Source organism: Streptomyces sp. NPDC001787 (assembly GCF_040297465.1).
In the GTDB taxonomy this organism is placed as follows: Bacteria; Actinomycetota; Actinomycetes; order Streptomycetales; family Streptomycetaceae; genus Streptomyces.
Map to the genome: position 1 here is coordinate 218,727 of NZ_JBEOZE010000006.1, position 24,449 is coordinate 243,175.

General features: G+C 72.3%; 21 protein-coding genes. 10 read left to right on the plus strand and 11 right to left on the minus strand.

Annotated elements, in window-relative coordinates; genetic code table 11:
• The first annotated feature begins 243 nt into the window (after positions 1-243).
• From ABT170_RS11245 to ABT170_RS11280, 8 genes are all read left to right on the plus strand, one after another.
• Entirely contained in the window at positions 244-3,897 is a 3,654-nt protein-coding gene (locus ABT170_RS11245) for a S8 family peptidase (RefSeq protein ID WP_351866251.1), read from the plus strand.
• A 243-nt stretch (positions 3,898-4,140) separates the two neighbouring features.
• Complete coding sequence (locus tag ABT170_RS11250) at positions 4,141-4,443, plus strand: urease subunit gamma (protein ID WP_329942655.1); 303 nt, start codon at positions 4,141-4,143, stop codon at positions 4,441-4,443.
• On the plus strand, positions 4,440-4,760 hold the full coding sequence (gene ureB / locus ABT170_RS11255; protein ID WP_329942656.1) for an urease subunit beta: 321 nt from the start codon (positions 4,440-4,442) through the stop codon (positions 4,758-4,760). Before ABT170_RS11250 ends, ureB begins: the two co-directional genes overlap by 4 nt.
• Position 4,761: 1 nt before the next feature.
• Entirely contained in the window at positions 4,762-6,465 is a 1,704-nt protein-coding gene (locus tag ABT170_RS11260; RefSeq protein WP_329942657.1) for an urease subunit alpha, read from the plus strand.
• Complete coding sequence (locus ABT170_RS11265) at positions 6,465-7,130, plus strand: urease accessory protein UreF (protein WP_329942658.1); 666 nt, start codon at positions 6,465-6,467, stop codon at positions 7,128-7,130. The genes ABT170_RS11260 and ABT170_RS11265 overlap by 1 nt, the downstream gene beginning before the upstream one ends.
• Positions 7,123-7,893 carry an urease accessory protein UreG gene (gene ureG, locus ABT170_RS11270; RefSeq protein WP_443034278.1) on the plus strand — a complete coding sequence of 257 codons (771 nt, stop codon included), beginning with the start codon at positions 7,123-7,125 and terminating at the stop codon, positions 7,891-7,893. The genes ABT170_RS11265 and ureG overlap by 8 nt, the downstream gene beginning before the upstream one ends.
• Positions 7,890-8,684 carry an urease accessory protein UreD gene (locus tag ABT170_RS11275; RefSeq protein ID WP_329942659.1) on the plus strand — a complete coding sequence of 265 codons (795 nt, stop codon included), beginning with the start codon at positions 7,890-7,892 and terminating at the stop codon, positions 8,682-8,684. The genes ureG and ABT170_RS11275 overlap by 4 nt, the downstream gene beginning before the upstream one ends.
• 34 nt (positions 8,685-8,718) lie before the next feature.
• Entirely contained in the window at positions 8,719-9,381 is a 663-nt protein-coding gene (locus ABT170_RS11280; protein WP_351866058.1) for a hypothetical protein, read from the plus strand.
• Here ABT170_RS11280 and ABT170_RS11285 read toward each other — a convergent pair.
• The 11 genes from ABT170_RS11285 to ABT170_RS11335 all read right to left on the minus strand — a co-directional run bounded on the left by ABT170_RS11285 (position 9,378) and on the right by ABT170_RS11335 (position 22,653).
• Positions 9,378-10,730: an MFS transporter gene (locus ABT170_RS11285; protein WP_351866060.1), complete on the minus strand. Its 1,353-nt coding sequence runs from the start codon at positions 10,728-10,730 to the stop codon at positions 9,378-9,380. The two genes, ABT170_RS11280 and ABT170_RS11285, sit on opposite strands and share 4 nt — an antisense overlap.
• Before the next feature lie 269 nt (positions 10,731-10,999).
• Positions 11,000-11,179, minus strand: coding sequence for a hypothetical protein (locus ABT170_RS11290; RefSeq protein WP_329942662.1), 180 nt, complete (start codon positions 11,177-11,179; stop codon positions 11,000-11,002).
• Positions 11,180-11,379: 200 nt separating this feature from the next.
• On the minus strand, positions 11,380-12,519 hold the full coding sequence (locus ABT170_RS11295; protein ID WP_351866064.1) for a zinc-binding dehydrogenase: 1,140 nt from the start codon (positions 12,517-12,519) through the stop codon (positions 11,380-11,382).
• The gene (locus ABT170_RS11300) at positions 12,516-12,818 is read right to left on the minus strand and encodes a putative quinol monooxygenase (RefSeq protein WP_329942664.1); all 303 of its coding nucleotides are present in this window, start codon (positions 12,816-12,818) and stop codon (positions 12,516-12,518) included. Before ABT170_RS11300 ends, ABT170_RS11295 begins: the two co-directional genes overlap by 4 nt.
• Positions 12,819-12,823: 5 nt before the next feature.
• Positions 12,824-13,483 carry a glycerol-3-phosphate responsive antiterminator gene (locus tag ABT170_RS11305; RefSeq protein WP_329942665.1) on the minus strand — a complete coding sequence of 220 codons (660 nt, stop codon included), beginning with the start codon at positions 13,481-13,483 and terminating at the stop codon, positions 12,824-12,826.
• 73 nt (positions 13,484-13,556) lie between these two features.
• Positions 13,557-15,110 (minus strand): FAD-binding oxidoreductase, encoded by a 1,554-nt coding sequence (locus tag ABT170_RS11310; protein WP_329942666.1) that lies wholly within the window; start codon positions 15,108-15,110, stop codon positions 13,557-13,559.
• Positions 15,107-16,780 (minus strand): glycerol-3-phosphate dehydrogenase/oxidase, encoded by a 1,674-nt coding sequence (locus ABT170_RS11315; protein WP_329942667.1) that lies wholly within the window; start codon positions 16,778-16,780, stop codon positions 15,107-15,109. Before ABT170_RS11315 ends, ABT170_RS11310 begins: the two co-directional genes overlap by 4 nt.
• A gap of 92 nt (positions 16,781-16,872) precedes the next feature.
• Entirely contained in the window at positions 16,873-18,432 is a 1,560-nt protein-coding gene (locus ABT170_RS11320) for an FGGY family carbohydrate kinase (RefSeq protein ID WP_329942668.1), read from the minus strand.
• A gap of 121 nt (positions 18,433-18,553) precedes the next feature.
• On the minus strand, positions 18,554-20,008 hold the full coding sequence (locus ABT170_RS11325; RefSeq protein ID WP_351866070.1) for an MFS transporter: 1,455 nt from the start codon (positions 20,006-20,008) through the stop codon (positions 18,554-18,556).
• A gap of 369 nt (positions 20,009-20,377) precedes the next feature.
• Entirely contained in the window at positions 20,378-21,967 is a 1,590-nt protein-coding gene (locus tag ABT170_RS11330) for a peptidoglycan-binding protein (RefSeq protein ID WP_351866073.1), read from the minus strand.
• Positions 21,968-22,206: 239 nt separating this feature from the next.
• Positions 22,207-22,653: a nitroreductase family deazaflavin-dependent oxidoreductase gene (locus tag ABT170_RS11335; protein WP_329942672.1), complete on the minus strand. Its 447-nt coding sequence runs from the start codon at positions 22,651-22,653 to the stop codon at positions 22,207-22,209.
• A 257-nt stretch (positions 22,654-22,910) separates the two neighbouring features.
• Between ABT170_RS11335 and ABT170_RS11340 the strand changes: the two genes are divergently transcribed.
• Both ABT170_RS11340 and ABT170_RS11345 read left to right on the plus strand, forming a co-directional pair.
• Positions 22,911-23,144: an acyl carrier protein gene (locus ABT170_RS11340; protein WP_329942753.1), complete on the plus strand. Its 234-nt coding sequence runs from the start codon at positions 22,911-22,913 to the stop codon at positions 23,142-23,144.
• A gap of 92 nt (positions 23,145-23,236) precedes the next feature.
• Complete coding sequence (locus tag ABT170_RS11345) at positions 23,237-24,436, plus strand: beta-ketoacyl-[acyl-carrier-protein] synthase family protein (RefSeq protein WP_351866255.1); 1,200 nt, start codon at positions 23,237-23,239, stop codon at positions 24,434-24,436.
• Positions 24,437-24,449 lie beyond the last annotated feature (13 nt).

The window sequence follows — 24,449 nt, forward strand, 5'->3', positions numbered from 1 at the left end:
GGAAGTGTGGGACGAGTCCCCGGATACGGCCTGAAATCGTTTCCCTCGGCGCCGCCCACCGATGGGCGGATTACCGCCACGGCGCATTCCTGCCAGCCCGGAACCCGTCCGTGGCCGCGCATTTACCGGTAGATCAGCTGCATGACATTTTCCCCCTCCTCCGCTTCCGGCAGGGCGAGACCCGCTCGCACAGGACGCAGAGCGCTGCTCATAGCGACCTCCGTCGCACTCGTGAGCGGCGCCGTGCTTCCCGTCGCGGGATCGGCCGCCGCCGCCCCCCAGCCGCGTTCCGCCGAAGGCCGCCACGAGGCCCGGGTCGAGAGCCACGACATCACCCTGCTCACCGGGGACGTCGTGCACTTCGTGGACGGTCCCGGCAACCAGGACACCGTCACCGTGGACCGTCCCGACGGCGCGCCGGGCGGTGTCCACGTCCAGCAGGCCGGCGACGACCTGTACGTGCTGCCCGACGAGGCCACGGCGCTGCTCGCGGCCGGAAAGCTCGACCGGCGGCTGTTCAACGTCTCGGCCCTGGTGAAGATGGGGTACGACGACAGCTCCACCGGCGGCATCCCGCTGATCGCCACCTACCCGGCGAGCAGGGCCAAGGCGCTGCCCGCGGCCCCGCGCGGAGCGAAGAAGGTCCGCACGCTCAAGTCCATCCACGGCGCCGCGCTGAAGGCCGACAAGGACGAGGCCCGCTCCTTCTGGAGCGACATCGTCCGCACGGAGAAGGCCCGTTCGCTGGACAACGGCATCGCCAGGCTGTGGCTCGACGGCCGCTCCGAGGCGCTGCTCAAGGAGTCGGTGCCGCAGGTCAACGCCCCGCAGGCGTGGGCCGCCGGCTTCGACGGCAAGGGCACCAAGGTCGCAGTCCTGGACACCGGAATCGACGCCGACCACCCCGACGTCAAGGACCGGATCGTCGGCTCCCGCAGCTTCGTGCCCGGTGAGGAGGTCGACGACAAGAACGGCCACGGCACGCATGTCGCGTCCACCATCGCCGGTTCGGGTGCCGCTTCCGAGGGCGCCAACAAGGGCGTCGCGCCGTCCGCGGACCTCCTCGTCGGCAAGGTCCTCAGCGACGAGGGCTCCGGCGCCGACTCCGGGATCATCGAAGCCATGGAGTGGGCGAAGGCGGAGGGCGCCGATGTCGTCTCCATGAGCCTCGGCTCGCCGGTGCCGGACGACGGCTCCGACCCGATGTCGCAGGCCGTCGACGCGCTGTCGGCCGACGGCGGTCCGCTGTTCGTGATCGCCGCGGGCAACGCGTACGGCGCGGGCACCATCGGCTCGCCCGGCTCGGCCGAGAAGGCCCTCACCATCGCGGCCGTCGACAAGCAGGACGTCCGCGCGGGCTTCTCCTCCATGGGCCCGCTCGTCAGGTCCCACGGGCTCAAGCCGGACCTGTCCGCCCCCGGCGTCGACATCAACGCGGCGGCCTCGCAGTCGGTCCCTGGCATCGAGGGCATGTACCAGTCGATGTCCGGTACGTCGATGGCCACCCCGCATGTCGCGGGCGCCGCGGCGATCCTGAAGCAGCGTCACCCGGACTGGTCCGGCCAGCGCATCAAGGACGCGCTGATGAGCTCGTCCAAGGCGCTGCCCGACTACACCCCGTACGAGCAGGGCACCGGGCGGCTCGATGTGAAGGCGGCGATCGACACGACCGTCGAGGCCACCGGCTCCGTCGCGGTCGCCTCGTACGACTGGCCGCACAGCCCCGCCGATCCGGTCTCCGAGCGGACCATCACCTACCGCAACACGGGTGACAAGGACGTCACGCTCAGCCTGGCCACCGACACGGACGCGGACGCGTACACGCTGTCCACCTCCACGCTGACCGTCCCGGCGGGTTCCACCGCCGAGGCCGTGCTGTCGCTGGACCCGTCCAAGGTCGCCAACAACACCCAGTTCTCCGGCCAGGTCCTCGCCAAGGACGCGGCGGGCACCGTCGTCGCGCACACCGGCTTCGCGCTCAACAAGGAGCAGGAGCTGTACGACCTGACCCTGGAGCTCCGCGACCGCGCCGGCAAGCCGATCGACGGACAGGTCGTCTTCGCCGCGCTCGGCGACACACAGCTGAACGTCGTCAATGTCTCCGGTGACACGACACTGCGGCTGCCCCCGGGCAACTACACCGCCTGGAGTGCCCCCGAGATCGACGGCGACCGGGCGGACTCGAAGGGCATCGCGTTCCTCGCGGCCCCCGAGATCATCCTGGACAAGTCCACCACCGTCACCCTCGACGCCTCCAAGGCCCGCAAGGTCAGTGTGCGGACGCCGAAGGAGACCGAGACCCGCCAGCTGCGATATGACATGGCACGTACGGCTCCGGACGGCACGCTCCAGCGCGACGCGTACCAGATCCCGCTGACGCACGACCAGCTGTGGGCGAGCCCGACCAAGAAGGTCACCCAGGGCGGCTTCAGCTTCCTGACCCGCTGGCGCCAGGGCGAGGAGCTGATCGACCTGACGGCCGACGGCCATGACATCCCGGCCTTCGTGCAGGGCGGTTCCCCCGTCGCCGAGGACAGCGAGCAGAAGCTGACCGGCGTCTTCGCCGGCAACGGTGCCGCGGCCGACTACAAGGGCCTGAACGCCAAGGGCAAGGCCGTCGTGGTCAACCGCAGCGGGTCGGTCACCCCGGCGGAGCGGCTGGCGGGCGCGCTCGCCGCGGGCGCCAAGGCGCTCTTCGTCGTCAACGACGACCGCGGGGTCGCGATGGAGTCCTACGTCCCCTACGGCGAGCAGGCCACCATCCCGGTCGCCTCGGTGCAGAAGACCGCGGGCCAGACGCTGATCAAGGCGGCGCAGCGCGGCAAGAAGCTCTCCGTCGACCAGAAGAAGTTCGCGGACTACGTCTACGACCTGGTCGACCGGCACGACGGCACCATCCCCGACCGTTCGCTGGCCTTCGCCCCGTCGACCCGTCAGCTGGCGAAGGTGGAGAACACCTTCTACGGCCACAAGGCGGCGCTCGGCGCCGGATACCGCTACGACATCCCGGACTACGGCCCGGGTGTCGGCTTCGAGGAGTACGAGAAGTTCCCGGGCACCCGCACGGAGTGGGTCAACCCGCTGCCGGGTGACTCCTTCTGGTACGAGAACCACGCGGTCCTCCCCACCGACGCCTCCGTCTCGGGACACGAGATGCGCGGCGCGGCGCTGGACTACAAGGCGGGCAGGACCTACCGCGACGAGTGGTTCGCCCCGGTGGTCGGCCCCCGTCTCGGCACCGGCTACTGGGGGCCGTTCCGTACCGCCCGCAACGACATCCAGTTCAACATCACGCCGTGGACGGACTCGGGCGAGGGCCACTCCGGCTCGATGCCGGAGAACGAGTACGACACCACCTCGTACGGGTTCTACCAGGGCGACACGCTGATCAAGAAGGGTGCGGGCCGGGCCGGATACGCCTGGGACCTGCCCGCGGAGAAACTGCCGTACCGCCTGGTGATCGACTCCGCCCGGGACGCCGGGATCTGGAAGACCTCGACGCGTACGCACACCGAGTGGAACTTCGTCTCGGGCGCGCTGGACGCCAACGGGCCGCAGCAGGCGGACATCCCGCTGCTTCAGCTGGACTACGACGTGGACACCGACCTGGCCGGTGACGTCAAGGCCGGCAAGTGGACCGAGGTCGGGCTGGAGGCCGGTACCCAGGCGTGGCTGGACGGCGCCGTGAAGGCGACCAGGGCCTCGCTGTCGGTCAGCTACGACGAGGGCAGGACCTGGAGCGCGGCGGAGCTGCGCAAGGGCTCGTCGGGCGAGTGGACCGCGAAGTTCAGGACGCCGAAGAAGGGTGCCACCTCGGTTTCCCTCAAGGTGCGCGCGGAGGGCCCCGGCGGCCTGGCCGTCGACCAGGAGATCATCAGGGCCTTCGGTCTGAAGTGACCTGCTGAGAGAACCATTTGAGGTGGTTCCGCAGCCCCGGCGGGGGCTGCGGGACCACCTCTCTTTACGTTCTCTTGAAGCTTGAAATTTGTCCACTTTGCCCGTATATGGCGGGCGATAACCCTAGAAAGGGACTTTTTGCGGTGTGGAGCGAGTTGCCACGGAGCCACTCGGAGGCTTATAAGAGGAGCGTGGTCACGGCGATTCCGGGAATTCCGGGGACTGCCGCCATGGAGGTTTCCCATGTTTCTCACTCCGTCCGACACGGAGAAATTGCTGCTGAGCGTCGCCGGAATGGTGGCCCGGGACCGGCGTGAGCGCGGTGTCCGTCTCAACTACCCCGAGGCCGTCGCCCTGCTCGCCTGCTGGGCCATGGAGCGCGCCCGCGAAGGTGCTCCCGTCCAGGACCTCATGACCGCGGGCCGTACCGTCCTGACCCGCGCTGACGTGCTCGAAGGCGTCCCCGAGATGCTGCACGACGTCCAGGTCGAGGCGACGTTCCCCGATGGGCGCAAGCTCGTCACGATCACCTCGCCGATCCCGTGATCCCCGGCGAGATCCGGACCGGATCCGGCGTACTGAAAATCAATGACACCCTTACCCAATTGCAGCTCACCGTTGTGAATGACGGCGACCGGCCCATTCAGGTCGGCTCGCACCTGCATTTCTCCGACGCGAATCCCGCGCTTTCCTTCGACCGTGCTCTCGCCGAAGGATTCCGCCTCGACATCCCGTCGGGCACGTCGCTGCGCTTCGAACCCGGCGTCGGCGCCGACGTCACGCTCGTCGAGCTCGGCGGCCGCCGCAGGGTGCCCGGCATCCTGGTGCCCGGCACCCGCACCACAGAGACGGAGGCCGTGTGACATGGCACAGATGACCCGCGCCGCCTACGCGGCGCTCTACGGACCCACCACCGGCGACCGCGTCCGCCTCGCCGACACCGATCTGTGGATCGAGGTGGAGGAGGACCGCTGCTTCGGCGGCGACGAGGCCGTGTTCGGCGGCGGCAAGTCCATCCGCGAGTCGATGGCCCAGGCCACCACGTCACGCGCCGAGGGCGCCCTCGACCTCGTGATCACCAATGTCGTCGTCCTCGACCACTGGGGCATCGTCAAGACCGACGTCGGCGTCCGGGCCGGCCGGATCGTCGCCCTGGGCCGCTCCGGCAACCCCGACATGAGCGACGGCGTCCACCCCGGCCTGGTCATCGGCCCCGGCACCGATGTCGTCTCCGGCGAGGGCCGCATCCTCACCGCCGGGGCCGTCGACACCCACGTCCACTTCCTGATGCCGGAGACCCTCCACGAGGCGCTCGCCACCGGCACCACCACCGTGATCGGCGGCGGCACCGGGGCCACCGAGGCGTCCAAGGCCACCACCGTCACGCCCGGTGCCTGGAACCTCGCGATGATGCACCGGTCCCTGGACAGCGTCCCGCTCAACATCATGCTGTTCGGCAAGGGCTCCACCGTCGGTGAGGAAGCCCTGCGCGAGGCCGCACTCGGCGGCGCCGGAGGGTACAAGGTCCACGAGGACTGGGGTGCCACCCCCGCCGCGATCGACGCCGCGCTGAAGGCCGCCGACGCCTACGGCCTCCAGGTCGCGCTGCACGCCGACAGCCTCAACGAGGCCGGCTACGTCGAGGGAACCCTCGACGCGATTGCCGGACGCGGCATCCACGTCTTCCACGCCGAAGGCGCGGGCGGCGGCCACGCCCCCGACATCATCACCGTCGCCTCGCACCCCCATGTGCTGCCGGCGTCCACCAACCCCACGCTCCCGCACACCGTCAACACCGTCGCCGAGCACCTCGACATGCTGATGGTCTGTCACCACCTCAACCCGCGCGTACCCGAGGACCTGGCCTTCGCCGAGTCCCGCATCCGCGCCACCACCATCGCCGCCGAGGACGTCCTGCACGACATCGGCGCCCTCTCCATCACCTCCTCCGACGCCCAGGCCATGGGCCGGATCGGTGAGGTCGTCTGCCGCACCTGGCAGGTCGCCCACGTGATGAAGCAGCGCTTCGGCGACCGGGGCTCCGAACTCCCCGCCGACAACGAGCGCGCCCGCCGCTATGTCGCCAAGTACACGATCTGCCCCGCCGTGGCCCACGGCATCGACCATGTCGTCGGCTCCGTCGAACCCGGCAAGCTGGCCGACCTAGTGCTCTGGGACCCCGCCTTCTTCGGCATCCGCCCGGCAGCGGTGATCAAGGGCGGCATGGTGGTGTACGCCCCGCTCGGCGACGCCAACGCGGCCATCCCCACCACCCAGCCGGTTCTCCTCCGCCCCACCGCGGCGGCCGGTGCCGCCCCCCATCTGTCCGTCAGCTTCGTCGCGCCCGCCGCACTGGAGGACGGACTCGCCGAACGCCTCGGCCTGCGACGGGAACTCGTCGCCGTACGGCCCACCCGCCACCTCACCAAGGCGGACCTGCCGAACAACACCGCGCTCCCGGCGATCGACGTGGACCCCGAGACCTTCGCCATCCGCATCGACGGGGAGCTCGTCGAGCCCGCCCCCGCCGCCGAACTGCCGCTGGCCCAGCGGTACAGCATGTTCTGATGGGTGTGCTCGCCCCGCTCCTGCTGGCCGACGGGCGCCTCCCGGTCGGCGCGTACACCTACAGCGCGGGCCTCGAACCGGCCGTCGCGGCGGGACTCACCCGCGACCGCATCCCCGCACTCCTGAGGGCCCGGCTGCACACCACCGCCGTGACCGAAGCGGCCGCCGCCGTCCTCGCCCTGCGCGCCGCAGGACAGGACCCGGTGGACTACGGCCCCGTACAGCACGCCCTCGCGGCCCGGACTCCGGCCGCCCCGCTGCGCGAGGCCTCCGCCACGCTCGGCCGGGGCGTGCACCGGCTGGCCCGCCGCCTCGCCCCGGACCACCCGGCGGTCACCGCCCTGTCCGCGCTCCACCCACGCCCGCTGCGGCCGGTCACGCTCGGCGCGCTCGCCGCCGTCGTCGGGGCGACCGAGGCCGAACTGGCCCACGCGGTCGTCTACGACGAACTCCAGACCATCACCTCCGCCGCGCTCAAACTGCTGCCCGGCGACCCGCTCGACTCGGTGGCCTGGATCCTCGCCGCCGAGCCGGACGCCGCAGCGGCGGTGACCGCGGCCCTCGCCGTACGGACCCCGGGCGAACTGCCCGCCCGCACGGCCCTGCTCACCGAACAGTGGGCACTCGAACACGAACGACGCGAACGGAGACTCTTCCTTGCCTGACAACCACGCCCACGCCCACGCCCACGCGCCGACCCATGCCCCCACCGGCAGCCCCGACGACCGCGCCAACCCCCACTTCCACGAGCCCCTGAACCAGCCCCGGGCCCTGCGGCTCGGCGTCGCGGGCCCGGTCGGCACCGGAAAGAGCTCGATCCTGGCCACCCTGTGCCGCGAGCTCGCCGGGGAACTGGCCATGGCCGTCGTCACCAACGACATCTACACCGACGAGGACGCCCGCTTCCTCCGCTCGGCGGGCGTCCTGCCCACCGAACGCATCCGCGCCGTCGAGACCGGAGCGTGCCCGCACACCGCCATCCGCGACGACGTCAGCGCCAACCTCGACGCCGTCGAGGACCTGGAGGAGGCGTACGGCCCGCTCGACCTGGTCCTCGTCGAGAGCGGCGGCGACAATCTGACCGCCACCTTCAGCCCCGCCCTCGCCGACGCGCAGCTCTTCTGCATCGATGTCGCGGGCGGCGGAGACGTGGCCCGCAAGGGCGGCCCCGGCATCACCGGCGCGGACCTCCTGATCATCAACAAGACCGACCTCGCCCCGTACGTGGAGGTCGACGTGGCGGCCATGGTCGCCGACGCCGAAGCGGCCCGCGACGGCCTCCCGGTGCTGGCGCTGTCCAAGAAGGACCCGGTCTCGGTCGCCGAACTCGCCGACTGGGTGCGGGCGTTGCTCGTCCGCCACCGTTCCGGCACCCATGTCCCCACCGACCCGGGCCCGATGGCGCCCCACAGCCACACGCACCCGTGAGCGGGCGGGCGGGGGGCGCCGCCGAACCGACGGTGCTCACCGTCGAGCGCGACGGGACGGGCCGCCACATCGCCCGGGACCTGACGCCCGGCGCCTTCCTGGCCCCCCGCCCCCTCCTCCCGGACCCGGACGCCCTGCACATCGCCCTCGTCGGCACCCGGGCCGGGCTCCTCGCGGGCGACGACCTGGCCCTCCGCGTCAGGGTCGGGCCGGGAGCGCGGCTGCGCCTGGTCGAACCGTCCGGCCTGGTCGCGTACGACCACCGCGGCGGTACCTCGACCTGGCTGGCCCGGATCGAGATCGCGGAGGGCGGCGAACTCCACTGGGACGCGAAGCCGTTCGTGATCTCGGCCGGAGCGGACGTGGAGCGCCACATGGTGGTGGACATGGCCGCGGGTGCCCGGATGCTCTGGCGCGAGACCCTGGTACTGGGCCGCAGCGGCGAGCGCGGCGGGCGCCTGCGGGCGCGGACCCACGCCACGTACGACGGCCGGGAGCTGCTGGTCGAGGACCTGGACCTCGGGGACGCGGAGATCCGTGAACTGCCCGGCATCCTCGGCCCGAACCGTGTCATCGGCTCCGTCACCGCGCTCGGCACGGTTCCCGCGGCCCCGCCGCACCCCTACCGCACCCGCCTGGCGGGCCCCGGAGCGCAGGTGCGGCTGCTGGACACGGTGGCCCCGGAGATGGAGGCCGATCTGGCGGAGGTCTGGGAGACCTGGCGGACGGCACCGGCGGACGACGCGCCGGGACGCGGGGACCGCGGAAGCGGAACCGGGGGTGCCGCCTGAAGGACCGGCCGGGCCGGTGCGGTTGGATGGCCGTATGAGCGTTCATGACGTGGCCCGCAGGCTGCCGGACATACCCGTCCTCACCGACCTCTGCCGCTCGATGGCGATGCTTGACGCCATCCTGTGCCCGGAATGGGACTACCGGTGGCACAGCTTCGACGCGCGGTGGTCCGCGACGGAGGCGATGGCCTCGATGCGGGACGGATCGGGCAACGAGTACTCCCTCGTGATCTCGCCCGCCGGTGCCTACCTCCGCGGGTTCGACCACGAGTCACCCATGAGCCCGTACGTCGACGACGTGCCCTGGCCCGGTGTGCTCGACGACGTCCCGCCGGTCTTCCGGGCGTACATCGACGAGCCCTCGTTCACGGACGAGCACGGCATGCCGGTCGTCACCGCGTGCCTGTGGCGGCAGCGCGACGACGACCGGTGGCACGCCGGCGCCATCGACTTCCCCGAGGACGGCGAGGAGTCGGACGGCGCGGACTGGCTCTTCCAGCTCCTCGTGGCCCGGAGCCCGGAGAGCTACCAGGAATGGGCCGAGGACTACTTCGAGATGGCGGTGGACCTCGACGCGGTACGCCATGTGTTCGCGCTGCGCCCGCTGACCGGCGAGGTCGTCGCGGCACTCAGTCCCGAACGGGTGCCCGCGGAGCTGGCCGAGGACATCAAGGACATCGGCTACCCGGTCGGTTAGACGGGCTCGTTCGGCTCGTTCGGCTCGTTCGGCTCGTTCGGCTCGTTCGGCTTGTTCGGCTCGTTCGGCTCGTTCGGCTCCGCCGTTCCGCCGGCCGGGGTCCGGCGGACCGCCACCGCCGCACCGAGCAGCGCGGGGAGGGCCGCGACGGTGAAGCACACGGCCAGGGGCAGGCGGCCCGCCAGCAGCCCCGCCCCGGCCGTGCCCGCCGAGATCCCCGCGTTGAGCGCCGTGTTGACCCAGGCTCCGGCCTGGGTACGGCCGCCGGGCGCGACGGACTCGTCGGCGAGCAGATAGGCCGTGGTGAGGACCGGGGCCACGAACAGCCCGGCCAGCGCGATCATGACCATCAGCACCGGAACGTTCGGCGAGAAGCCCGCGGCGAACAGGGCCAGCCCCAGCGCACCGGCGAACGCCCCCAGCCGCACCCGGCTGGGGACCCGCCAGGGGACGGCGCCGTTGACGAGGCCGCCGACCGCGCTGCCCGCCGAGAGGGCGGCCAGCACCCATGCCACCGCCGAGCCCTGGTGGCGCTGCTCGGCGAAGGCCACCACCAGCAGATCCAGCCCTCCGATGCACAGCCCCACACCGGCCATCACCAGAACGGCGTGCCGCAGCCCGGCCGTGCGGCGCAGGAGCTGGGTCCGCCCGCCGGAGCTGTCTCCGCCGGGCCCGCCGGGCGCGGACGCCGGACCGGACGGGAGCCCCCCGATGCCCCGGACGGCGGGGGAGTACGCCAGCGCGAGCGAGCCGGCCAGTACGAGCCCGGCGCCGATGGCCAGACCCGCCGCGGGCCGGGCGTACTCGATCAGCAGCCCGACCAGCAGCGGCCCGGTGACGAGCAGCAGTTCCTCGGCCACGGCGTCCAGGCTGTAGGCCCGCCGCAGCAGCGCGCGATCCGGTACGAGGCCGCTCCACACGGTCCGCATGACCGGCCCGAGCGGCGGTGTGCAGACCCCCGCGGCCAGCGCCAGCGCGCCGAGGCGGATCCCCGGGGTGCCGGGCTGCCAGGTGGCCTGGGCCAGCAGCGCCAGCGTCGCCGCGTACGCGCCGGCCATCAACGGCAGTGAGCGGCGTGGTCCGTACCGGTCGATGAGCGCGGCGCGGACGGGGGAGAGCAGCACACTCGCCGCCCCGAACAGGGCCATGACCGCCCCCGCCACGGAGTAGGAGCCGGTGGTGTCCTTGACCGCCAGCAGCAGGGAGAGGGGCACCATCCCATAGCTGAGCCGCCCCAGCAGCGCGGCGCCGAAGGTGCTCGGAGCGTGGCGCGTGCGCAGGACGGCCGCGTACGAGGGGGAGGCGGACGGGGGCGTGGAGGGGTGCGGCGAAGGCGTCGGTGAAGACATGGGACATTCCTCGAAGAGGCGGCGCCGGGCCGACGGGCTCGTGCGTGGCTGCCGTCGGGGCGCCGGAACGTGCGGGGACAGCGGAGTGACGCACCCACGCGGTGGGTGCGGTCGGTGCGTGTCCTAGGCACGGGGGAGGAACATGCCCGCCACTCTACCCGGGTCCGGTCCGGGGCGGCGGAGGGGCCGGGAACGGCAGGACCGGGACATGCCCGCGGGCACATCCCGGTCCCTGGCGGTGAACCGTGAGCACAGGGCTCCCCGGTTCGCTACCTCCTGCGCTCCCGGCGGGACTTGGCCCGCTTCTCCATCGCCTTGCGGCGCTCGACGGTGTACTTCGACCAGTCCCCGCGATGGCGGTCGCACCGTGAGGCACCCAGCATCGCCAGCCGTCGGCACCGGGTGCCCTTCGTCGTCGGTGCCCCGCAGATGGACTGTGTACGAGCCATGCTGAACCGCCTCTGAGCGCGTCGGTGTGTGCCGGTCCCGCCCAGAATCACCCGGTGTGGAAGCCGGGCGACAGGCGCACGGCGGTCGTTCCCGCGGCAGCACGGGCGCACCCGCCTCACACTCCGGCACAACGCCCCGGCCGCGTCCGCGCGCTCCCGGGGGGCGCCCGGCGCCCGCCGCGGGAACGGTCCGCGCGGGCTCAACTCCCCAGCAGGCCCGATGTGTCGATCACCTGACGGATCGCCCGGCCCGAGGCCAGCTCCTCCATCGCGTCGTTGATGCCGGTCAGCGGCAGCGTGCCCGTGTGCATCAGCTCCACCGGCATCAGGCCCGCCCGCCACAGGTCCAGGAACCGCGGGATGTCCCGGCGCGGAACCGCGTCACCCATGTACGAGCCGAGCAGGGACTTGCCCTCGCCCGCGAAGGCCAGCGCCGGGACCTCCAGGACGCGGTCCGGGGCGGGCAGGCCCACCGAGACGACCCTGCCGCCGCGGGCGACGGCCGCCAGGGCGTCCGCCATCACCCGCGGGCTGCCCACTGCCTCGACCGCCAACTCGGCGCCGCCGCCCGTCAGTTCATGCACGGCAGCCACCGCCTCCTCGGGGGCGTACGCGTGGGTCGCGCCCAGTCGCAGGGCCAGCTCCCGCTTCTCCGCCACCGGGTCGACCGCGACGACCGGGTACGCCCCGGCCGCACGGGCGCCCAGCACCGCGGAGAGGCCGACGCCGCCGAGGCCGTACACGACCGCGGACTGACCGGGCCGCAGGGCCGCCGTGTTGATGACCGCGCCCGCGCCCGTGAGGACCGCGCAGCCGAACATCGAGGCGACGGCGAACGGCACGTCCTTCGGGATCGGGACCAGTGACTCCTGGGCCAGCACCGCGTGTTCGGAGAACGCGGACACGCCGAGCTGGTGGTGGACCGTCCGGCCGGCGGCGTCCGTCAGGAGCGAGGGACCGTGCAGCAGGCCACCCGAACCGTTCGCCGCGGCCGCCTGCGCGCACAGGGCGGGGCGGCCCGCCGCGCAGTCCGCGCAGAAACCGCAGCTCGGGACGAAGACCAGAGCCACATGGTCGCCGGGGGAGAAGCGGCGCACACCGGGACCGGTCTCCTGGACCACGCCCACCGCCTCGTGGCCCAGCGCCATCGGCAGCGGGCGGACCCGGTCGCCGTTGACCACGGAGAGGTCGGAGTGGCACAGGGACGCGGCCGCGATACGGACCAGTACCTCGCCCTCGCGCGGCGCGCCGAGGGTCAGCTCCTCCACCTCGACCGGACGGGTCGCGGAATAGGGGCGGGACGTCGACGTCCCGCGCAGCACGACCGCACGGGTCTTCATGCCCGCACCTGCTCACGCGGGGCGCAGCGCAGCACGTCGCGGCTCTCCAGCAGCGGGACGACCTTGCCGAGCACGATGTCCTGGAAGTGCGGGGTCGCGCAGTGCGCGGTGAAGTCGGCCTCGGTGGCGTACTCCTCGTACAGCACGATCGCGCGGGGGTCCTCGATGCCCTGGTGGACCCGGTAGGCGAGGTTGCCGGGCTCCTGGCGGGAGGCGGCGGCCATCGTGTCGAGGAGGGGCAGGACGGTGTCCTCCTCGCCGGGCTTGGTGCGGTAGCGGGCGACGATCACGTAACTCACGGGGACTACTCCTGTGGTGCGGCGGGCCTCTTGAGGGCGGACGGCGGAACCGGCGGCAGCTGGTCCCGGCGCAGATGCCAGAGGCGGGGGTCGGAGGTGGCGGCCGCGGCCGAACCGAGGGCCAGGGCGAGCGCCACGTCCGCGGGGGTTTCCACGAAGCCCGCGGCGACCGACGGGGACATCGCGCGCTGCGCCTGCGCGGTCATCCGGCCGATGATCGGGGCGGGCATGATCTCGACCAGGTCCGGCGCCCCGCGGGAGATCGCGTCCGTGGAACGGCGCAGGTTGGACCGGTCGGTGACGAACACCTTCATCATGGTCAGCAGGCCGAGCGGGCGGCCCTTCTCTATCAGCGAGAGCCGGGTGCTCACCACGCCGTGCGCGCCCATGTTCTTGATGAACTCCAGCGCGCCCCGGTCCTGCGCGAGACCGGGGCTGCTGTCCACGTTCACGAACACGGTCTTCCCCGCCCGGCCCAGCGCCGGCACGACCTGGGGCAGCTGCCCCACCGCGAACGACGCGAGGATGCACACCCTGGCCGGTGCGGTCAGGAACTGCCGCAGCGGCTGGGTGCCGACGACCGACGCGATCACCGGCACCTCGGCGAAGGCCGAGGCGAGCCGGGGATCGAGCGGGGCGCTGAACCGGGACGGGGAAGGGGTCATGGCAAGGGCCTGCCTGGGAAGGGGTTGGGCCCGGCCGGCCCATGGGGGCCGGCCGGGCCTCGCGGCTGCTGGGTCAGTTCAGCGGAGACGTACCGAATCGGCTGGGAAGGCCCAGTTTGCCAGGGTTGAGAATCCCGGCCGGGTCCAGGGCCGCCTTCACCGCGACGAACGTCGCGAAGCCCGCCCCGAGGGATTCCTCCAGGTAGGGGCCGCGCAGCAGACCGCAGCCGTGGTGGTGGCTGAGGGCCGCCCGGTGCTTGATGAGTACGGCGTTGGCCGCGTCCCACACCGAGCGGTACCAGTCGCGGCGCGACTCGGGCGCCACATCGCCGCGCAGCGAGAAGTACACGCAGGCACCGTCGGTGTACGCGTGGGACTGGTGGGCCGAGGCCGCCAGGGTGCCGTCCACCGACTGGATCGCGGCGACCACCTCGTCGTAGATCGCCGGGAGGTCGGCCCAGGACGCGGCCATCTCCAGGGTGTCGGCGACGAAGCCGGGGCCGGGCTTGAAGCCGTCCGCCGACTTGCCGACCAGCATCCGCTCGTCCAGCCAGCGCTCGAAGACCGCCTTGCTGTCCAGCTCGGGACCGTAGGCGGCGCAGACCTCGGACGCGACCTTGATCGACGCGTCGACGATCGCCGGGTCGCCCTCGTCGGCGATGAGCAGCAGATTGGTGTCGGGGTGGCCGAAGTGGGTGCCCGACTCCAGGGTGTCGTACAGGCGCAGAACGGCCGGCGTCGCACCGCGCTGCATGATCTTGCGGCAGGCGTCCAGGCCCTCCGCGAAGGTCGCGAAGCCGTAGGCGACGGCGTTGGCGTACTCGGGCAGCGGGTGGACCCGCAGCCGGGCCGAGACGATGACGCCGAGGGTGCCCTCCGAGCCGATGAACAGCTGACGCAGGTCCGGGCCGACCGCCGCGCGGGCGTAGTCGCCGTAGGTGGCACGGGTGCCGTCCGCGTGGATGACGTCCACCCCGACGACCATGTCCTCGATCTTGCCGTACCGGGTGGAGAGCTGGCCGGCACCGCGGCAGGCGATCCAGCCGCCGACCGTGGAGACGGCGAACGCGGAGGGCCAGTGGCCCGTCGTCACGCCGTACTCCTCCTGGAGCTGCTTCTCGAAGAGGTCACCGAACATGCCGGCCTCGACGTCCACCACGTTCGACTCGGCGTCGAAGCCGGTGATCCGGTTCAGCGCGCAGACGTCCAGCACGACCCCGCCGAAGACGGGGAGCGCCGCACCGGTGACATTGGAGCGGCCGGCGGAGGGGGTGACCGGGATGCCCGCCTCGTGGCAGATCCGCAGCACGGCCGCGATCTGGTCGGCGTCCGCGGCCTCGACGACCACGGCGTCCGGCGTCGCGGGACGGCCCTCGGTCTCGCCGATCATCGAACCGGCCCACCAGTCACGGGTCCGGGTGACGACCTCGTCCCGGGCGGTGTGCACGGCGTGCGCCGCCCCGCGCAGCGCCTCGATCACGCTCTCGGGGACCTCGACCGGGTCGCTCTGGAGCGCGGCCTCGCCGTCGCCGATGGGGGTGTTCTGCGCCCACTTGGCGAAGCTGGGGGCGCCGATCGTGTAGTTGCCCCGGTTGAACGGGTGGGTGATGGTCTGACGGCTGATCATGCTGCTGCCCCTTCGAGGAGTACGGACTTTTCGTGACGGACGGCGGCGAGGTACTCGGAGACCGAGCGCTCCACCTCGGCCTGTGTGAGGTTCAGTTCCCGGCCGAGGATCGCGCCGACCGCGGCGGCGGCGTCGGCGGAGGCGTCCCGGGCGAACAGCCGGGCCCGCAGCCGGCGGGAGAGCACGTCGTCGACGGAGCGGGCCAGCTCGGCGCGGGCCGCGTACACGACCTCCGCCTCGGTGTACGGGAGTCCGGCGACGATCGGCGCGGCCAGCGACGGGTCGTCCTGGATCAGGTCGCCGACGAAGCGGGCCTCGGTGCCGAAGCGCTCGCCCAGGTGCGCGGCGATGCCGCCGGAGGCGGCGACCGCCTCGGCGTCGTACCCGGCGCCGCCGAGCAGCGGGAGGTTCGCGGTACGGCTGGAGCCCTTGCGGCCCAGCACCGTCATCACCTTGTCGATGACCAGCTCACCCATGTGCCGGCTGGTGGTGAGCTTGCCGCCGGTCACCGTCACCATGCCGGTGCGCCCGATGGTGATGTGGTGGTCGCGGCGCATGTCGAGGGTCGCGCCCTCCTTGCCGCCCACCAGCGGACGCAGCCCGCCGATGGAGCCGACCACGTCGTCCGGGGTGAGCTTCCCCTCGAACGCGGTGTTGGCGCCCTCCAGCAGGAAGTCCATCTCCTCGCGCGTGCAGTGCACATCGTCGGGGGAGCCCTGGTAGTCCTCGTCCGTCGTGCCGAGCACCACGCTGTTGCCCCAGCGGGTGCAGGTCGCGCGGCGGGCCCGGCCGGGGATCGGGACAGTGACCGTGCAGTTGATCCGCACCTTCTCCCACGGCACCACGATGTGGACGCCCTTGGCCGGGCGGACCTGCGGCTTGTGGCCGTCGTCGGCCTTCGCGTCCAGTTCGTCGGTCCACACCCCGGTGGCGTTGACGACGGCCCGGGAGCGGATGTCGATGGTGTCGCCGTCCACGGAGACCCGGGCCCCGGCCACCTTGCCCATCTGCGTCAGCAGACCCTCGGCCTTCGCCCCGTTCAGGACCGTCGCCCCCAGGGCCGCCGCGGTGCGGACGATGGTGAGCACGAGCCGGGCGTCGTCGGTGCGGGCGTCGAAGTACATCAGCCCGCCCTTCAGGTTCTCCGCGCGCAGCGTCGGCGCCTGCGCGAGGACCTCGGGGACGCTGAGGCGCTGGTGCAGCTTGCCGATCCGCCAGCCGCCGACCAGGTCGTAGGTCCACAGCAGACCCTCGAAGCCCTTGGCGAGGCGGGCGTCGAAGATGCCCTCCTTCTCCAGGATCGGGAAGAGGAACGGCAGCCGGTGCACCAGGTGCGGGGCGTTCTTGCGGAAGCGGTGGCGCTCCAGGAGCGAGTGACGTACGAGATTGACGTTGCCCTGCTCGATGTAGCGCAGGCCGCCGTGGACCATCTTCGAGGACTTCGACGACGTGCCCGAGGCGAAGTCGTCCTTCTCGACCAGCGCGGCGCGCAGCCCGCGGGAGGCCGCGTCCAGCACCGCGTACGCCCCGGTGATCCCGCCGCCGATGACGACGACGTCAAAGGTGTCGTCGGCCAGCCGGCGCTTGATTCCGGCGCGGTCGAGCAGCAGCGGCGTTCGGCGGGTCGCCGCGGCGCTGCGCCGTGGTTTCCGGGCGGGCAAGGTGATCACAACATCAACTCCTGGTGTTTCGGTACGGCGGCCGCGTGGTCGAAGGGTCCGCCGGGGCGACGGTGAGGGTGCCGTCGGTGGGGGGTGTGCGGTTACGTCTCGGGCGCCTCCAGGGGGCGCAGCGCCGGGTCCTTGAGGTGGCCGATCAGGACGTCCCGCCAGGCGGCGCGCTGCGCGGTGCGCTCGGCCGCCGGGACGGAGGGCGTGAAGACCCGGCCGTTCGGCTGGGCCTCGACGACCTCCTCCAGCGAGGACCAGAGACCCTGCGCGACCCCGGCGAGATACGCGGTCCCGCGCAGGCTCGCGGTGGCCGAGTCCGCGACCCGCTCCAGCGGCAGACCGGTCAGGTCGGCCTGGATCTGCATGAGGGGGTCGCTGCCGGAGACCCCGCCGCCCACCCGCAGGCGGGTGAACGGCGTGCCCATCGTGTCGGCGACCCCGTCGATCAGGTCGCACACGGAGTGCGCGATCCCGTCGAGCACGGCGCGGGCGAGGTCGGCGCGGGTGGTGGCGAGGGTGAGCCCGGTGAGGGAGGCGGTGGCCTCCGGGTGCCAGACCGGCGTACGTACTCCGGCGAGCGCCGGGACGAAACGCGGGGTGCGGCCCGGCCGGGTGGGGACCCGGCCCGCCTCCTCACCGAGCTCCTTCGGCGAGGCGAAGAGGCCCAGATCGTCACAGAGCCAGCGCAGCGCCGAGCCCGCGGTGGAGGTGTAGGCCTCCAGGCTGTAGTGGCTGATGTCGCCCTGCCGCCGGCCGGGCTGGGCGAGCACCCCGGAGATGTCCGGCCGGGGCAGGGCGGGCACGGTGCCGGTCGCGGCGTCCACGAAGGCGCCGGTCCCGTACATGATCATGCCCTGCCCGGTGGTGAGCCCGCCGAGCGCGAGCAGGGCCGCGTGCTGGTCGCCCATGGAGGCGGCCAGCGGCACGGCGATGCCGAGGGCGGCCGGGTCGGTGTGCCCGAACCCGGCGTCGTCGGAACGCAGCTCGGGCAGCAGGTCGAGCGGGAAGCCGAGCCGGCCGATCCACTCCTCGTCCCAGGCGTGCCGCTCCAGCAGATAGCCACCGCTGGACGCGGCGTTGGTGGGCGTCGTGGCGTGCACGGCGCCACCGGTGAGCCGCCAGATCAGCCAGGTGTCGACGGTGCCGAAGAGCAGCCGGCCCGCGCGGTGCGCGGCGGCCACCTCCGGGTGCGCGGCGATCTGCCGCGCGGCCCAGAGGAAGGGTGCGCGGGCACCGACCGGCCGGCCCTGGCGGGCCAGCAGGGCGGTGTCCCACTCCGCTTCGTAGGAGGTGAGCTCGGCGGCGTACCGCCGGTCCTGCCACACCACCGCGGGCAGCAGCGGCCGCCCGGTGACCCGGTCCCAGAGCATCGCGGTGGCCCGCTGGGTGGAGAGCGCCACCGCGGTGATCGCGATGCCGTCCTCACGGGCCCGGCCGACGGCGCGGCGGGCCACCTCCAGGGTGGCGGTCCAGATCTCCATCGGGTCCTGCTCGACCGACAGGTCGTCCGGATGGCTGACCTTGATCGGCCGGTAGAACACCTCGTGGGCGGCGCCGGAGTCGAGGACGACTCCGGCCCGGGTGCCCGTGGTGCCCTCGTCGATCGCCAGCACTCCGCGCCGTGGGGCGGCGCCGGGGAACGTCTGCGTCATTGCAGCCCTTTCATTGCGAGCATCGCGAGCTGTACGGAGCCGGCCGTACGGAGCGGTACGTACGGATCCGGCGGTACGGGGGAGGGGGACCATCGTGTGATGCGGCAGGCGCGGCCGACCGTCAGCGCGCGGTCGTGGCCTTCGCGGATTCGGGGGAATCGGCCTGCGGGCCCACGCCGGAGGCGTCCGAGGCAGCCCCGTCCGGGGACTGGCCGGCCTTCATCGGGTCCCACTTGATCGCCAGGCAGGTGATCATGCCGAGCAGCGGGACCGCGGAGAGCACCAGGAAGGTGTCGGCGAGGCCGAGGGATTCCTTGATCTGCGGGAAGAGGTACAGCCCGGCGACACTGCCGAAGCTGCCGACCATGCCGGTGACACCGGTGCCCAGCGCGCGCACATCACTGCTGTACGAGAGGGCGGCGATGGACTTGCCGTTGGCGCCGGGGCCCGTGGAGTGGCACAGGATGAACAGCACCGGCAGCAGGAACGCCACGGCCGTGGGGACCTTCTCGAAGGTCAGACCCATCGCGAGCAGGGCGACGAACACCCCGGCGAAACCGGCCGCGGAGCTGAGCCGCAGTCCGAGGCGGCGGCCGAAGTAGGCGGAGAGCAGACCGCCCGCGATGCCGAAGGCGTTGAACACCATCGAGCCGATGGTGGCCTTCTCGAAGCTCTCGCCGAAGATCGTCAGGCTGATCAGCGGGAGGTACCAGCCGACGGCGAAGTACTGCATCGACTGCCCGAGCGAGATCACCGAGGACAGGACGGTGCGCGGCAGGTAGTCGCCCTTGAAGAGCACCCCGGCCTGGCGGAATCCGATGGCGGGGGCGGCGGAGGCGGCCCGGGTGGCCGCGTCGGGCTGTCCGGCGACGGCCTTGATCCCGTAGATCCTGTCCAGGTTGCGGACCGCGTCGTCCAGCCGGCCCTTGCTGGCCAGCCAGGTGGGGCTCTCCTGGAGCATCAGCCACTGGCCGAGGAGCAGGGCGATGGCGACGACCGCGGCGGAGCCGACCGACCAGCGCCAGATGTCCGCGCCGACGTCCATGTTGAAGAAGAGGAGCGCGAGGGCGAGGTTGCTGGTGGTGGCGACGTACCAGACCGCCTGCCACAGGTTCAGCCGGCCGCCGAGCTTGGCGGGGGTGTACTCGGCGAGCAGCGCCATGGCGACGGCGAAGTCGATGCCGTAGGCGATGCCCACCATGACGCGGCCCACCCAGACGACACCGAAGTCGTCGGCGAACGCGGCGGTCAGGGCGCCCGCGATGGCGAAGACCTTGGCCAGCAGCAGCGGGGGAACCCGGCCGAAGCGGGTGGCGAGCCAGCCGCCGATCGGGTTGAAGAGGATCGCCAGGGCCGGAGCGGTGGCCGTGAGGACCGAGACCTGCGTGCTGGTCAGCTCCATCTGGGACGTCATGGGCCCCAGGCCCGCGCTCAGCGCGGCATTCGAATAGGCGTCGAGGAACAGCCCGCCGAACACGAGGAACCAGATGACTTGCGCCCGGCCGGTGATCTTTCCCAGCCCATCGATGAGCGCAACGACGTCGCCGACGCCTTTGACGCTCGGACGTTGTGCCATGAATCCGCCTTCGAGGAAGACCCATCGGCGGCACGGGGAGCACAGGAAACAGGCATGACGAAACCACCGACAGGTGGTCTATGTCTGTGCCTGTCAAAACACTGCGGAAAGCGCCGCAGCACGTGAACTGCTGAACTGCCGATCCGGCGAACCACCGGGTCCCCAGGGACCCGGTCCGGTACTTCGGTACTGATGCAGTGAGGTTAAGAACGTGTCAGGACAAACGTCAAGGGTTTCCGGCAGGTTACCGAAACGTGACGCGTGTGCCTCAAGTGCCCCATGTGCCCCATGTGCCTGGCGGGAGGCTTCCCGCGCCGGGGCGTTCCGGTGGCGGTGTGCCACGGAACGCCCCGCTTCGCTCCGGACGGGTCAGCTGCCCGCCTGGAGGGCCGACCAGGTGGCCGGTCCGACGCTCCCGTCGACGGAGAGCTTGCGGGCGCTCTGGTAGGCGCGCACCGCCGTGTCGGTGGCGGGACCGAAGCTCCCGTCGATGCCGACCGTGGAGCCGAGCGCGGCGGTCAGACTCCGCTGGAGCCGCTTCACCTCGTCGCCGGAGCTGCCCAGGGTCAGCGTCGGGGCGGTTCCGGCCGACAGCAGAGCGGTCCAGGTCTTCGGCCCGACCGTGCCGTCCGCGGTGAGCGCGCGGGCGCTCTGGAAGGCCTGGACCGCGCTCTTGGTGGCGGGGCCGAACTGTCCGTCCACGGCGCCCGGCTCGTACCCCTGCTGCGTCAGCAGCCGCTGGACGGCCGTGACCCGCGCCCCCGACGCGCCCTGCTGCTGGGTCGTGTACGAGGTGAAGTCGAGCCCCTCGCTGCCGGTGCCGTCGCCGGGGGCGCCCCCGACGAGCTGCATGTAGTAGGTCCAGTTCCAGTTGGCGCCGGGGTCCGTGTGGTCGTTCCCGGGGGCCTCGCTGTGGCCGATGATGTGCGCCCGGTCCTTCGGGATCCCGTAGCGGTCGCACAGGTGGCGGGTCAGCGCGGCCGAGGAGCGGTACATCGCGTCGGTGAACCACGACGGGTCGTCGACCCAGCCCTCGTGCTCGATGCCGAGGGAGGAGGCGTTGGCGCTCCTCGCGTGGTACGCCGTGTTGCTGTCGCGCACCATCTGGGTGACCTCGCCGTCCGAGGAGCGGACCACGTAGTGGGAGCTGACCTGGGACGTGGCGTTCTGGAACCAGCTGATGGAGCCCGCGTACGAGCCCTGGGTGACATGGACGACCACCTTGTCGACCGACGCCGACCGCCCGGTGGCGTAGTTGTTCGCGTGGGCGGGCACCCAGAGCGCCGAGGGGTAGTCGGGACTCTGTGCCGTGACGCCGGCCGCGGCGAGACCGCCCTTGGCCGGGGCGACCGGGCGGGAGGTGACCGTGACCTCCTCGCCGCCGGGCACGGTCGTCCGCAGCCCTTCGGCCAGGAAGGTGTAGACCGCGTCCGCGTACAGCGCCGCGGCCGGTCCCCGGGCGCCGCTGTAGCGGGCGACGGCCGGGTACCAGGCGTCGAGGTCCCGGCGTTCGGCGCGGTCCAGGCCCAGCGCGTCGGCGTGGCCGCGCAGCACGGCAGCGCCGCCCCGGATGTTGGCCGCGGTGTCCCGGCGCAGCCGGGGGAGCGACTCGCCGGTCAGCGCGGCGGCCTTCTCCAGGGAATGGTTGGCCGGGTTGCTCGCCAGGTGCATCACGCCGTAGCCGTTCGCCTGGCTCGGCGCTCCACCGTGTCCGTCCAGATGGGTCTCGCCGTAGCCGACGGCGGCCAGCAGGTCGCGCGGTACGCCGAACTCCTCGGCGGCCCGCGCGAAGGCCCGGTTCATCGGCTCGGCGGCGGTCGCCGGGGCGGTCGCGTCGGCCGCGCTCCCGGGGCCGGCCGAGGCCGCCGGGTGGCCGGCCGCGACCAGGGCCGTGACCGTGAGTGCCGCCAGCAGGGACGCGCGGGCTCTGCGGTGGACGGCGGTGTGTCGTCGGGGCATGGGTGCTCCTGCTCTGTGGGGTCTCTGTGAGCCCGGTGGGGCTCCGTGGGGGGAGAGAAGAAGGCCCTCGGGCCCGGGTGGGGTGGGCCGAGGGCCGTTGAGCGCGCCCAGGCTATCGAGATGAATGGAGCATGACAACGACATCCGGGCGCGTCGAAGCGGTGCTGCTAATTCCCTTTGATGTCAAAGGAGTTGAGAGGGTGACATGGTGACGGACCGATGTCCGTGAAGGGCATCGCTCAGCGTCGGGTGAGCCGGACGACGGGGATGTCGCGGTCGGTGCCCGCCTGGTACTGGGCGTACCGGGGGAACAGCTCGACCAGCCCCGGCCAGACCCGGGCCTTCTCCTCGGCCGGAAGCGTCTCGGCCCGTGCGCCGAAGCGTTCGGTCCCTACGCGGAGTTCGACCTCGGGGTTGGCCAGAAGGTTCAGGTACCAGAGCGGAGGACGGTCGGACCCGCCGTTGGATCCCACGATCAGATAGTCCTCGCCGTCCCGCCCGTACATCAGCACCGTGCGCCGCACGGCCCCGCTGCGCCGCCCGACGTAGTCCATCAGCAGACACGGCACCCCGAGCTGCGTGGTGCCCCGCGTGCCGCCGGAGGACTCGTACAGCTCGGCCTGCCGGGCCACCCAGTCGGCCGGGCTGATCCGTACCGCCGCTTCGCCGTCCTGCTCCGCCGTCATCCGGACTCTCCCTCTCTCGTACGGTGCGTCGTCCGCCATCCTGGCACTCACCCTGCCGGAACCCGTGGATTCGTACACCTGGACAACCCCCCACCGCACGGGGGAACGAGGGCCGGAAGCAGGGCCGCGAAGGCGTATAAATGGTCCCTCCGGAGCAGCCGGCGTCCCCCGATGGCCACCTGACCCCCCCACGCGGCCGGCGTCACCGCGTCACTGAGCGGAGGAGCGCCTCAATGAACACCTCGGAAGCGACCTCGATGAGAACCTCGGAAGAGATCAGCGCCCTGCTGGTAGCGAACTTCGGCACCGACCCCCTGGCCATCCGCCCCGAGGTGCCGCTCCGTCAGCTGCGCCTGGACTCCCTCGCCCTGGAGGAGCTGCGGCTGCTCATCGAGGACCGGCTGGCCATCGACCTGGAGGATGTCGCCCTGACCTCACGGGACACCGTGGGCCGACTGGTGGCGGCCGTGCACGAGAGGGCCTGCGCGTGACGGCCCGCCCGCACACCGATCCGTCACCCGCCCGGTCCACCCGGCCGTTCACCCGGCCGCGCACCGAGCCGTTCCGTGCCGCCGTCACCGGCATCGGCCTGGTCACCGCCGCCGGAGTCGGCGCCGACGCGGCCTGGCGCGGCGTCAGCGAGGCCGCCGCCGCGCCCTCCGTCCTGCGGCGGCCCGAGCTCCAGGGCCTGCCCTGCGACTTCTTCTACACGGTCACCGGCCTCGACACGAAGGCCGTCCTCGGCGTGGCCGTCCAGCGGCTGATGGACCGCTTCGCCCAGCTCGCCGTGATCGCCGCGCGGGAGGCCGTCGCCGACGCGGGACTGGACACCTCGCTCTGGGACAGTGGCCGGGTCGGCGTCGTCATCGGCTCCGCGCACGGCGGACTCCCCTTCTACGACGAGCAGCACACGGCCCTCACCGAGCGCGGCCCCCGGCGTGTCTCCCCCAAGCTCGCGCCCCTCACCGTCGTCAACGGCGCGGCCAGCAGCGTCACCCTGGACCTCGGCATCCACGGCCCCAGCCAGGCGGTCTCCACCGCCTGCTCCTCCGGCACCGTCGCCATCGGCACCGCCCACCAGATGCTGCGCAGCGGAGCCTGCGACATCGTCATCGCGGGCGGCGCCGAGTCGTCCTGCACCCGGCTGCTGCTCGCCAGCGCCTGCCAGATGAAGGCCGTCTCCACCCGTCGCGAGGACCCGGAGGCCGCCTGCCGTCCCTTCGACACCCACCGGGACGGCTTCGTCGTCGGCGAGGGCGCCGGTCTCCTCGTGCTGGAACACCCCGACCACGCCCGTGCCCGGGGTGCCACCGTCCGCGCCCATGTCGACGGCTACGGCGCCTCCAGCGACGCCCACTCCACCGTCGCCCCCGACCCGGGCGGCCTCGGCATCGAACGGGCCCTGCGCACCGCGCTCGCGGACGCCGGCGTCGCGCCCTCGGACGTCGGCCATGTCAACGCCCACGGCACCTCGACCGTGTCCAACGACCTGATCGAGGCGACCATGCTGCGCCGGGTCCTGGGCGAGGACCCGCTCGTCACCTCGACGAAGGCGATGACCGGGCACACCCTCGGAGCCGCGGGCGGCATCGAGGCGGCCCTGACCGTCCTCGCCCTCCAGCACCAGCTGGTGCCGCCCACCGTCAACCTCGACACGCCAGATCCCGCGATCCCGGTCGACGTGGTCAGCAAGGAGGCCAGGCGGGCCGTGTTCGAATGCGCGGTCAAGACCTCGCTCGGCTTCGGCGGCCACAACGCGGCGCTCGTACTCACCAGGGCCTGACGGGAAAGGGAAG